Origin of the sequence: Mobilisporobacter senegalensis (assembly GCF_003752155.1) — a bacterium.
Taxonomy (GTDB): Bacteria; Bacillota; Clostridia; order Lachnospirales; family Lachnospiraceae; genus Mobilisporobacter; species Mobilisporobacter senegalensis.
Genome location: NZ_RJVG01000006.1, coordinates 158567 through 170935, shown reverse-complemented (window position 1 = coordinate 170935; position 12369 = coordinate 158567). Strand labels below are relative to the sequence as shown.

9 protein-coding genes are annotated in these 12369 nt (G+C 35.4%); all 9 read left to right on the top strand.

Annotated elements, in window-relative coordinates; all coding sequences use genetic code 11:
- The first annotated feature begins 11 nt into the window (after positions 1–11).
- The gene (gene gatB / locus EDD66_RS11265) at positions 12–1439 is read left to right on the top strand and encodes an Asp-tRNA(Asn)/Glu-tRNA(Gln) amidotransferase subunit GatB (RefSeq protein WP_123609688.1); all 1428 of its coding nucleotides are present in this window, start codon (positions 12–14) and stop codon (positions 1437–1439) included.
- 279 nt (positions 1440–1718) lie between these two features.
- Entirely contained in the window at positions 1719–2756 is a 1038-nt protein-coding gene (locus tag EDD66_RS11260) for a S66 family peptidase (protein WP_123609687.1), read from the top strand.
- 182 nt (positions 2757–2938) lie between these two features.
- A complete protein-coding gene (locus tag EDD66_RS11255) occupies positions 2939–3835 on the top strand; it encodes a Cof-type HAD-IIB family hydrolase (protein WP_123609686.1) in 897 nt (298 codons plus the stop codon).
- 334 nt (positions 3836–4169) lie between these two features.
- Positions 4170–4637, top strand: coding sequence for a methylated-DNA--[protein]-cysteine S-methyltransferase (locus EDD66_RS11250; RefSeq protein WP_123609685.1), 468 nt, complete (start codon positions 4170–4172; stop codon positions 4635–4637).
- A 17-nt stretch (positions 4638–4654) separates the two neighbouring features.
- On the top strand, positions 4655–5488 hold the full coding sequence (locus EDD66_RS11245; RefSeq protein ID WP_123609684.1) for a deoxyribonuclease IV: 834 nt from the start codon (positions 4655–4657) through the stop codon (positions 5486–5488).
- A 2-nt stretch (positions 5489–5490) separates the two neighbouring features.
- Complete coding sequence (locus tag EDD66_RS11240) at positions 5491–6174, top strand: DNA alkylation repair protein (protein ID WP_123609683.1); 684 nt, start codon at positions 5491–5493, stop codon at positions 6172–6174.
- A 22-nt stretch (positions 6175–6196) separates the two neighbouring features.
- Positions 6197–6781, top strand: a complete 585-nt coding sequence (locus EDD66_RS11235) for a bifunctional transcriptional activator/DNA repair enzyme AdaA (protein ID WP_123609682.1) — start codon at positions 6197–6199, stop codon at positions 6779–6781.
- Positions 6778–7707, top strand: a complete 930-nt coding sequence (locus EDD66_RS11230) for a DUF1848 domain-containing protein (RefSeq protein ID WP_123609681.1) — start codon at positions 6778–6780, stop codon at positions 7705–7707. The genes EDD66_RS11235 and EDD66_RS11230 overlap by 4 nt, the downstream gene beginning before the upstream one ends.
- 384 nt (positions 7708–8091) lie before the next feature.
- A complete protein-coding gene (locus EDD66_RS11225; protein WP_123609680.1) occupies positions 8092–12321 on the top strand; it encodes an Ig-like domain-containing protein in 4230 nt (1409 codons plus the stop codon).
- Positions 12322–12369 lie beyond the last annotated feature (48 nt).

The window sequence follows — 12369 nt, the reverse complement described above, 5'->3', positions numbered from 1 at the left end:
GAGGAGCAAATATGAAAGTATATGAAACGGTCATAGGTCTTGAAGTTCATGTTGAATTAGCGACCAAATCAAAGATATTCTGTTCCTGCACTACTGAATTTGGAGGAGAACCAAATACTCATTGCTGTCCAGTATGTACTGGCATGCCAGGAACATTACCAGTATTAAATAAGAAAGTTGTGGAATATGCTATTGCAGCAGGATTAGCAACTGGTTGTACCATAACCAGGAGATGCAAATTCGATCGAAAGAATTATTTCTATCCGGATCTACCAAAAGCTTATCAGGTGTCTCAATTATATCTCCCAATTTGCCGTAATGGTGGAATTGAAATTGAGGTAGATGGGGTGAAAAAAACGATTGGGATCCATGAGATTCATATGGAGGAGGATGCAGGTAAATTAGTCCATGATCCTTGGGATGATTGCACATTAGTGGATTACAACCGATGTGGTGTACCGCTGATAGAGATCGTTAGTGAACCAGATATGAGATCTTCGGATGAAGTCATAGCATACCTTGATAAATTGAAACTAATCCTTCAATATCTTGGTGTATCTGACTGTAAAATGCAAGAAGGTTCCCTGCGTGTAGATATTAACTTATCTGTTCGGGAACTTGGTGCAAAAGAATATGGTACCAGGACAGAGATGAAAAATATGAACTCCTTTAAAGCCATCGCAAGAGCAATTGAAGGGGAGAGAAAACGTCAGATTGAATTATTGGAATATGGTAAACCAGTGGTCCAGGAGACAAGGAGATGGGATGACAATAAAGATAGCAGTTTTGCAATGCGTTCCAAAGAAGATGCACAGGATTACCGCTATTTTCCGGAGCCAGATCTTGTTCCCATTGAAATAAGTGATGAATGGCTGGAGGAGATTCAAAAGAAACAGCCAGAACTTAGAGATGAGAAAATGCTACGTTATGAGAAGGAATATGATATTCCTGAATATGATGCAAGTATCATTACAGGCTCTAAAAAACTGGCAGATATTTTTGAAGCCACTGTTGCCCTGTGCAAGAAACCAAAAGAAGTATCTAACTGGTTGATGGTTGAAACTATGAGGCTATTAAAAGAATTTGAGATGGATCCAGAGGAAGTACAGTTTAGTCCCAAAAATCTGGCCAAACTAATTCATCTAATTGATTCCAATGGTATTAATAGAACCGTTGCAAAAGAAGTGTTTGAAAAAATATTTGGAGAAGATATTGACCCTGAAAAATATGTGGAAGAACATGGGCTTAAGATTGTAAATGATGAGGGAACTCTTAGAAGTACGATTGAACGAATCATTAAGGAAAATCCTCAATCAGTAGAAGATTATCATGCTGGTAAAACAAAGGCAATGGGATTCTTAGTCGGTCAGACCATGAAAGAGATGAAGGGAAAAGCAGACCCTGGAATGATTAATAAGATTTTACTGGAATTGTTATAGGAAACAAATATAAGGTGAATAAATCATAACATGGATAAGGCTATAATTCTTAGAAAAATTCTGGAATTATAGTCTTTATTTTAATATATCGGAATTTGTGTATCTGAGGATAAGAAAGTGATTGGGGATCTAAACATTAGAAATAATTGCGAAAATTAACATAATACATTATCATAATAGATAACTTTTAACCATATTAGTGAAATTTAAGGAACTGGTATAAGAATTTTCAGAAACTATTGAGCAGGCTTAGGAATTTTAATGAAAGAGAGGGCATATATGAAGAAATTAAAGAAACCGGACATGTTAAAGAAAGGGGACAAAGTAGCATTAGTCAGTTTATCCTGGGGTGGAGCCGGAGATGAAGATATTCGTTGGCGTTATCAGCAAGGAAAAGATAGGCTGGAGCAGATATTCGGTCTTGAAGTTGTTGAAATGGAACATACGTTAGCTGGAACGGATTACATATATCATCACCCTGAAAAGCGTGCCAAAGACTTAATGGATGCATTTCTTGATCCTTCTATAAAAGGAATCATAGCATGTATTGGAGGGATTGAAAGTATACGAATGCTCCCTTATATAGATTTTAATATCATCCATCAGAATCCAAAGATATTTATGGGATATTCCGACTCCACCACGACCCATTTACTTTGCCACAAAGCGGGAATATCCAGCATTTATGGACCAACTCTATTGGTAGATTTTGCAGAAAATATTGCTATGGATCATTATACGATCGAATACCTGGAGAGAACATTATTCAACAACAAACCTATTGGGGAAATAAAAGCTGCCACAGAATGGACCAGTGAATATCTTCCTTGGAATGAAAAGAATAAATTTACACAAAGAAGTTATAAGAATAATAAAGGATATGAATTATTACAAGGAAAAGGAATTGGAAAAGGGAGATTGATCGGTGGCTGTATGGAAGTATTTGATATGCTCCGGGGAACTGAAATTTTTCCGCCTATAGATGAATTTGAGGGTGCTATTTTATTTTTAGAGACCTCTGAAGAAAAACCGCCAGTCTGGTTTGTGGAATGTGGTCTTAGAATTTATGGCATTACTGGCATATTAGATCGCCTTGAAGGAATTATCTGGGGAAAACCACAGGATGAAGAATATTCTGAGGAATATAGAGAGGTTATTTGCAAAGTAATGAAAGAGTTTGGAAAAGCTGATCTGCCAATTCTATATAATATGAATTTTGGTCATACAGAGCCTAAAATATGCCTTCCATATGGTGCATTGGCAGAAATTGATTGTAACAAAGTATCTTTTACAATTTTAGAAGCGGCAGTTAATTAAGGCAAGGTTGTAATCGCTCTAAGGTTCAAAAGTTTATCAAAACCAATGGGCACTCGCCCTTGAATGAATGGAAGATATATAGTAGACTTATATCCGTAAGAATATTTGATTAGTAAATATACTAAACAATTGAAATTGTGAGATAATACGTATCAAAGATCTGTTAGGAGAAAGGAAATACTATGATTAAAGTAATTGCGTCTGATTTAGATGGTACATTGTTAGATGATAGACATGAAATTACGGAAGATACATTAAAAGCAATCAATCTGGCAAAAGAAAATGGAATAAGATTTATCATTTCTACTGGCAGAAGTTTTAAAAATACTATGTCAGTGCTTAAGAATCATAAAATTGAATGTGATTATATCCTGGCCAGTGGTGCAGAGATCAGAGATCCCAATACAAAGATTATAAAACAGGTTCCAATGGACCAGAGCGTTTTTGAAGAACTTTATGAACGGATTAAAAAATTTAATGTGGGAGTTCATTTTTGTTCTGATGAGTATGATTATATGATAGGTACCGAAGAAGAAGTGAGAGAACATCTTATCGAACAGGCAATGCTTTTTCATATGACAGGTACCAGAGAAGAAATTATCAGGTCTGTTGAATTTGAAGAATTTTGTGAGAAGAAAAAAAGTATAAAAGATATTAAGCAGTTGGAAAAATATCAGATATATAAAATATTCATATCTTCTGCCAATGAACAGTTAGTAAAAGATATAGATGAAGCTATTGCTGATATTCCGGGAATCGCATCGGCATCTTCCTTTTCTAATAATCTGGAATTAACCCATATTGAAGCACAAAAAGGAATTGCTTTAAAAGAATATATTACTGATTTGGGTTATTCGATGGATGAGGTAATGGTTCTTGGAGATAGTATGAATGATTATTCCATGTTATCCATGGATTTTGGAGTAACTGTGGCAATGAAAAATGCAATGGAAAAAGTAAAAGAAGCAGCGAAATATATGACAAAATCCAATCGGGATAATGGAGTTGCTTATGCAATCCATAAATTGTTGAGGGGCAAAATTGAAGAATTAAAAGTAGAAAAGAGCGTTAAAGGTTAATAATTTTAATAGCAGTTATAAAATAAGGTCTGGTTCAATTTAGAACAAGGCCTTTTCTATTCCAGAAAGACGAAAGTATGTTCGTTTTTTGTTGATATACTATATTTTATATGCTATAATTTTACTGGTAAAGAGGGATAACGTCCTAATGCCCCAGGGATCAATCAGTAAGTGAGTATTTATTACTTTGGTACATAGCATATCTGCTCCAGATTGCAGGGGTTAATATATAATTAGAATATGAAAATCCGTAAGATAATCTATTAAATTTATGATATTCTATCTTCATAATAAAATAATCAAAGAAATTTAAAATATGGATGAGGTGTTGAGAATGATAAATGTAAATTTTTACAATACTAGAATAGGCTTATTTAAAATTGCCGAAGATGGTATTGGTGTGACAGAATTAGAAATAGTCGATGAGAAGGAAAAAGATAATCTTGAGATTTCAGAAACTCCATTACTTGCAAAAGCTGCAAAGCAATTAGAAGAATACTTATCTGGTAAGAGGATGATATTCGATTTTCCCCTTAATCCTAAAGGTACGGAGTTTCAGAAAAAGGTTTGGGAAGTTTTGAAAACGATACCTTACGGAGAGACCTGGAGCTATAAACAAGTTGCAGTGGCACTTGGGAAACCAACGGCTTCCCGCGCAGTTGGTATGGCAAACAACAGGAATCCAATTATGATTGTTGTTCCATGTCACCGTGTGGTTGGTTCAAATGGTGATTTGGTAGGCTACGCAGGGGGACTTGATCTAAAGGCTATGCTTCTTAAATTGGAGAAAGAACATGAATAAGATAAAGGAGGAGTCATATGCTAAATATCGGCTGCCATTTGTCCATATCAAAAGGATTTTATGCAATAGGCAAAGAGGCATTAAAAATAAATGGGAACACATTTCAATTTTTTACACGTAATCCAAGAGGAAGCAAAGCAAAGGCCATAGATACCAAAGATGTGGAATTGTTAGCGGACCTATTATCAGAGAATAATTTTGCTCCAATATTGGCACATGCACCTTATACTTTAAATCCTTGTTCCCCTGATGAAAGAACAAGGATCTTCGCCAGACAAGTAATAGAAGATGATTTAAGACGATTGGAGATCATACCGTGCAACCTGTATAATTTTCATCCGGGAAGTCATGTGGGACAAGGGATTGAAGTGGGTGTTCATTATATTACAACGTTGTTAAATGATATTATTAAACCGGACCAGACAACTATTGTATTATTGGAAACAATGTCTGGGAAAGGTTCTGAAATCGGCAGCACCTTTGAAGAGCTAAAGCAGATTATCGATGAAGTGGAATGTAAGGATAAGATAGGTGTATGTTTTGATACCTGCCATATGCATGATGCAGGATATGATATTATAAATGATTTAGACGGAGTCCTTGACGAATTTGATTCCATTATTGGAATGGATAAACTTTATGCAATCCATCTTAACGATAGTATGAATGAAGCTGGCAGTAAAAAGGACAGACATGAAAAAATCGGACAGGGCCTAATCGGTCTGGAGGCAATAATAAGAATTATTAATCACCCTAAATTAAGAAATTTACCATTTTTCTTAGAGACACCTAATGATAATGAAGGATATAAGGAAGAAATACGTATCTTAAGAGAAGCTTATGAGGAATAAAAATGGATAGATCAATAAAAAAGCAATTACTGGAACAGGCTGAGGAGGAATATAAAGTATTTTCCACAAAGCTTATACCTAATACAGAGAATATATTAGGAGTTCGTCTGCCGGCTCTTCGTAAGATTGCAAAACAAATTGCAAAAGATGATTGGAGAACGTTTCTCTCCAATGCAGATAATGAATATTTTGAAGAGATTATGTTACAGGGGATGGTCATTGGTTGTTCAAAAGCTGATATTGATGAAACTTTAGATCATGTCAAGAAATTTGTGCCTAAAATTGATAATTGGTCAATATGTGATAGTTTTTGCGCCGGATTAAAGATAACGAAACAGAATAAGGAAAGGGTATGGGAATTTTTAAAACCCTATTTTTCTTCAGAGAGAGAATATGATATTAGATTTGGTGTGGTAATGCTTTTAAACTATTATATTGTCGATGAATATATTAGAAAAGTCCTTACGACTTTGGACCATATAAAGCATGAAGGTTATTATGCCAAAATGGCAGTGGCATGGGCTGTATCAATCTGTTATATAAGACTTCCAAAGCAAACCTTAAGATATCTTAAAAATAATCAACTGGATGATTTTACTTATAATAAGGCGCTGCAAAAGATAACGGAATCATTAACAGTTGATAAAGATACAAAAGTTATTATACGAAGTATGAAACGAGTTTAATGTAATCAAAAGAGGGATAAAGATGGATGAAGGGAAAAAATGGGATGCGGTTGTAAGATGTGATGCTGATTATGATGGAAAATTTTATTATGGTGTGAAGACTACAAAGATATTTTGCCGTCCGTCATGTAATTCAAAAACTCCACTAAGAAATAATGTGGCATTTTTTGCAGATCAAAAAGAAGCTCTTGAAAATGGATTTAGACCTTGCAAACGCTGCAGGCCGGATTTATTGGAATATGAACCCGTACAAGAATTAGCTGAAAGGGCAAAGTTTATCTATGATAAAAATCTTACAGAAGATTTATCTATGAAAGAGGGAATACAGGAACTTCATGTGACAAATAATCATTTAGTTAATATATTTTTAAGGCAGTATGGTATGACTCCAAGAGAATATATATTAAGAAAACGAATAGAGCTGGCGAAGGAGCTGTTAGTGAATACACAGTATTCCATAATTACTATAGCAGCCTCCTGTGGATATGAAAGTTTATCTACCTTTTATGATAATTTTAACCGGCTTGTTAAGGTCAGCCCCGGGCAATATCGCAGGGATGCAGCAGATCAAAAGCTAAATATTAAGGAAGAAGGCAATGAAATATGATTTTATCCGCATCACGTCGTACTGATATCCCGGCATTTTATCCAGAGTGGTTTATGAATCGAATGAGAGAAGGCTATGTTTTAGTTCGAAATCCCATGAATTATAATCAGATAAGTAAGATTATATTATCTCCGGATATTATTGACAGTATTGTATTCTGGACCAAAGATCCCCAAAATATGATGCCTTATTTGCCAAAACTTGATGAAATGGGATATCAATATTATTTTCAGTTTACTTTAACCCCCTATCAGAATGATATAGAAAGGAATCTAAGGGATAAGACAGAGATTGAAGATACCTTTCTTAAATTAAGCGATCAGATTGGAAAAGAAAGAATGGTATGGCGGTATGATCCAATTATATTGAATCATCAGTTAACAATTCATTATCACATAGAACAGTTCCAGAGACTATGCAATAAACTTCATAATTATGTGGATTCGGTAATCATTAGCTTTGTTGACTTATATTCTAAAGTAAGAACAGATCTGATACGCACTGTCCAGAGGGAAGAGATAGAAGAGTTATGTACAGTAATAGTATCAATCGCAAAGGATCATGGCTTGATTGTGAAAGCCTGCTCTGAAAAGATGGATTTATCTTCCTATGGAATTGAGAAAGCAAGTTGTATAGATAAAAATTTACTTGAGAATCTGTGTGGTTCAAGATTAGATATCTATAAGGATAATAATCAGAGAAAGGATTGCGGATGCATTGAAAGTATTGATATTGGTGCATATAATACCTGTTTGAATGGCTGTATCTACTGTTATGCTAATTTCGGACAGGATTCAATTCAAAGAAATATAGAGAAACACAATAAAAATGGAGAATTTTTAATTGGAAGTTTATCTGATGGAGAAAAGATAAAAGAAAGAAGTTTTAAATCCAATAAGAATGGACAATTATTCTTATGGACATAGAATAGATGTAAATAAAATGCAAGATGCAAAATACAGCATTTATATAGAATACCGCAAAAGAAACTATATTTTGAGAAAATATAGTTTCTTTTTTTATAAAGGGAATTGTTTTATAACAGTTCCCTTTTGTAGTGTAAGGATTAAAGCTCCATAGATTCGTAAATAATTTACTAAATTCGTAAATTGATACCTTTTAACGTTGCTCTATAAATGATAGTATCAATTAGAGCAAAATGTAAAAAAATGGTATTTATATTAAGCGTTGAACAGTATTAAGAAAAATACTGTTGCAATTTTGAACAAGGTTATTGAGAAAGGAGGATTTTAAACATTTTATTAATGATCATGAAATCATGAAATATTCAGAGAGGAGAAGGAGATTCTATGTTTAAAAAGTTTCAGAAAGTTTTATCAATTATTTTAATAGCATGTATGCTTTGTACAACATCTGCTGACTTTTCTTTTGCAGCAGAAGTACCAGCAGACAATACAACAGAAGAATCAGAAGAAGTAGAAGTATCTGAACAAACAGAAGAGGCGGAAGAAATAAAGATACCAGAAAGTGATCAGGTAATGGAAGGAACGGAAACAGAAGAGATAAAAGCAATAGAAGAAACAAAAGCACCATTGGGTGATGTAAATTATGAACCTAATGATGCTTATACATACATTGTGTCCGTAAAGACAAAAAAAGCAATTCAGGTAACAGGTGATAATCATCAGGCAGTTACCGCAGATGGGGAAATCATCGAAAATAATGGAAACAATTTATCTAATATGGCACTTTTTCAAATGAGAAAGAATCCACAAAATAATACCCAGGTAAGTTTCTCATCCAAAGGAAACGGATGGAGGATGCTTAAATCAGAGAATATTTCCGGTGAAGATATCATTAATACAAATCAACCTGTAAAAACAGAGGTCAGTGGATGGGAAGCATTCTATTTATACGATTTGGGAAATGGTATTGTGGCAATTAAGGATGGCAGATTACAGAAATATCTGACGGTCGGTACTGATAATCGTCTGATGGTTACAAATGAAGTATCTGGAGAAGGGGAACAATTTATCATTGTTGAAGCAAAATATGAACCAGAGGAAGAAGTGAATGCAGAGGTTTACATAGAGCACAAGGGAACAGGAAAGTTAGTTACAGTGGATGGTATAAATGATCATTCCATTGATGTAAGTCTTTCACAAACAGATACAATTCCGGATAATGGGAAGTTTACTGCTTACTATGGGGCATTTAATAACGCTCCGGTAATTAATTTCCAATCAAAGCAGTATAATACCATGTGGAAAGCCACGAGTAATTCAGTATTCCAAATTAACAGGCAGCAGCCAACGGGTTGGGAATCTGTTACCATGGAACCACAGGGAGATGGAACAGTAGCGTTTAAAAATAATGCTACCGGAGCTTATCTTACGGTTCAAAATCAAAAGCTTGTAACTCCTTATGAAGGAATTCTTACAGAGAATGAAAAGTTTATTATTCATACCCAGACACCGCCGAAAAAGGTAACAAAGGTTAAAGCAGAAAATATAGAAGGAACCTCCATAACACTTACCTGGGAGCAGGTAGAAAATACTATCTTTACCGGGTACGAAATATGGCGTGCTGACAGCAGCAATGGAAATTATATAAAGGTAGGAAATGAAACGGTCAATACTACTTTTACAGATACTGGTCTTGGATTTAATACAACATATTATTATGTTATTTATACTGTAAATGGAAATGATTCTTTTTCACAAGGAAGGGAATATTCTGTCACCACTCTGGCAGGAAACCGCCCTGAGATACCAAAGGAGCTGGATATCCAACAAGATGGCAATAGCATGAAGCTGACCTGGAAAGCAGACGATGCAGCAGAAAATTATGAAATCTACAAGGCATCCAGTAAATTTGCCCCATATATGTTAATTGGTACAACAGATATGGAAGAATATATTGATACGGCTCCAAATAGTGATAAATATGCAAATTATTATAAAATTATAGCAAGTAATATATATGGTAAGAGTAATGAGTCAGAACCGATATCGTTAGAAATAAAAACCTTCGGGAAAAATATGATTTTCTTTTCAAAGACAGATGACACAGCATTAATAGATAAGGAAGTGGCAAGAATTTATGAGATCCAGAAAAATGAGCAATTTGGACCGGAACGTTATGCACTAATGTTTAAACCAGGTGATTATACAGATACCTCCATGATGCAGATCGGTTTTTACACACATATAGCAGGTCTTGGTAAAACACCTCTTGAAACCAAAATTAAAAATATAGAAACACCTGCATATTTACCTAACAATAATGCAACCTGTAATTTTTGGCGTTCTGCAGAAAATCTCAGTATTATAGATACGGATAATAATGAAGATCTATATTTCAACTTTAAGTGGGGAGTTTCTCAAGCAGCGCCCCTTAGACGTATGAATATAGAACGCAGATCTGTTTTTGACTGGTATTATGGATGGGCAAGCGGCGGTTATGCAGCCGATAGTATCTTTCATAAAGAAGCAGGTTCTTATTCACAACAGCAGTATTATACCAGAAACTGTAATTTAGAGGCAGGTTTTTATGGAGTCAACTGGAATGGATTCTTCCAGGGAGTAGCTGGTGCACCGGAAAATAACTGGGAATTAGGTCAGGGAGGCAACAATTATACGAATATCGAAACGACTCCGATTATCAGGGAGAAGCCATTTTTATATTTGGATAATGATGAGTATAAGATATTTGTTCCATCTGTCCGTAAGGATTCCATAGGTGTAACCTGGTCAGAAGGCAATATAGGAGCAGGAGAGTCTTTAAGCCTTGACCAGTTTTATATTGCAAAACCAGATGTAGACAATGGAGCAACCATTAATGCAGCTTTAGAAGCCGGAAAACATATTTTAATGACACCTGGTATCTATTATGCACAAGAGCCGATTGTTGTAAAGAATCCAAATACCATTATTCTGGGCATTGGTCTTGCAACCATTATACCAACCAATAGCAAAGCAGCAATGATCGTTAATGATGTGGATGGTGTTACTATTGCAGGAATCATTTTTGATGCAGGAACCTATTCCGATCACCTGTTATTGGTTGGAGAAAAAGGAAGCAGCAAAGATCATTCTTCCAATCCAATCCTATTATCCGACTTATTCTTTAGAGTAGGAGGTGTCCATGGAGGCGTTGCATCTGCAGATATTGCACTGGAAATAAACAGCGATGATGTTATTGGTGACCATTTCTGGATCTGGAGGGCAGATCACGGTGATGGGGTGGCATGGGATTTGAATAAGTCAAGAAACGGACTTCTTGTCAATGGAGATGATATGACTATGTACGGTCTGTTTAATGAACATTTCCAAGAGTATACCACATTGTGGAACGGTAACGGCGGACGTATGTACTTCTATCAATATGAGACACCTTATGATCCACAGAACCAAGAGGAATGGATGAGCCATGACGGTACAGTAAAAGGTTATGCTGCATATAAAGTTGCTAACAGAGTAGAAACCCATTATGCAGTGGGACTTGGTGTATATGATGTACTTATTAATACTAATGGTGCCAGTATATTTTTGGATAATGCAATTGAGGTTCCAAATAAAGAGAATGTAATTGTAGAAAATGCCTGTATTGTAGAAATTGCAAATGGAGATGGCCCTCTGGTTGGGATAAACAGTATCGTAAATGGTACTGGAAATGGAATCAGTACCGGCGTGGGGGGAAAAGGATATGCCAGAGAGTTTATTCTTAAATATCAAAACGGTGTTGCAACACTAATTGATGGAATAAAAGAAGGAAAGCAGCCTTCAGATTCTGTTGAAGATGTAAAATTTGTTTTAGAAAAGAAAATTGCAGAAGTTAGTGATTTGAAGGAGGCACAGTACACTGCAGCATCCTGGAAAATGTTCGTAGATGGGTTAAACAGAGCTAAAAGTATCCTTATAGACGAAAAGGCAAGCAGGCAGGAAGCAGAAGAAGCGATGGTAAAATTGGAAGCAGCAGTAAAAGGACTTGTGAGAAAGGGGACGGCACCTGGTCCAACCCCTGGACCAACAAATCCACGGAATGATATACCGGCACCTGTAGTTCCTGATACAGTAACAGATCCGGTCACTACCATTAAACTATCAAAGACATCTGCTACCATCGCCAAAGGCAAAACTTTAAAGCTGACAGTCGCATATACTCCAAAGAATGGGGAAAACAAAAGTGTCACATGGAAGTCCAGCAATAAAAAAGTAGCTTCTGTTGACAAAAATGGAAAAGTAACGGCGAAAGGAAAAGGAATTGCCACCATTACAGCAATATCTAAAAGTGGACAAAAAGCAATCTGTAAAATTACAGTAGCAGAAGTAAAATTTAATAAGGCCAGCATTACATTACAAGTGCAGAAAACAACCACAAGCTTGAAATTGTCATCCAGATATCCCTCAGGTGACACAGTCAGAAAGTGGAACAGTTCCAATAAGAAAGTCGCAACCGTTGATAAAAAAGGGAAAATCAAAGGTATTGCAGCAGGAACTGCTACCATAACTATTACTATGAAGAGTGGAGCTACTGCAAGTTGTAAAGTTAAAGTACAGGGCAAAAAGTCACGATAGGATTATTGGACTATCAAACTATTTACTTTAAAATCAAAATAGTTTATA

Coding starts and splice junctions, on each gene's coding strand:
- EDD66_RS11230 (WP_123609681.1), top strand. CDS start 6,778: ATGATTTTATCCGCATCACGTCGTACTGATATCCCGGCATTTTATCCA.
- EDD66_RS11250 (WP_123609685.1), top strand. CDS start 4,170: ATGATAAATGTAAATTTTTACAATACTAGAATAGGCTTATTTAAAATT.
- EDD66_RS11225 (WP_123609680.1), top strand. CDS start 8,092: ATGTTTAAAAAGTTTCAGAAAGTTTTATCAATTATTTTAATAGCATGT.
- EDD66_RS11260 (WP_123609687.1), top strand. CDS start 1,719: ATGAAGAAATTAAAGAAACCGGACATGTTAAAGAAAGGGGACAAAGTA.
- EDD66_RS11245 (WP_123609684.1), top strand. CDS start 4,655: ATGCTAAATATCGGCTGCCATTTGTCCATATCAAAAGGATTTTATGCA.
- gatB (WP_123609688.1), top strand. CDS start 12: ATGAAAGTATATGAAACGGTCATAGGTCTTGAAGTTCATGTTGAATTA.
- EDD66_RS11255 (WP_123609686.1), top strand. CDS start 2,939: ATGATTAAAGTAATTGCGTCTGATTTAGATGGTACATTGTTAGATGAT.
- EDD66_RS11240 (WP_123609683.1), top strand. CDS start 5,491: ATGGATAGATCAATAAAAAAGCAATTACTGGAACAGGCTGAGGAGGAA.
- EDD66_RS11235 (WP_123609682.1), top strand. CDS start 6,197: ATGGATGAAGGGAAAAAATGGGATGCGGTTGTAAGATGTGATGCTGAT.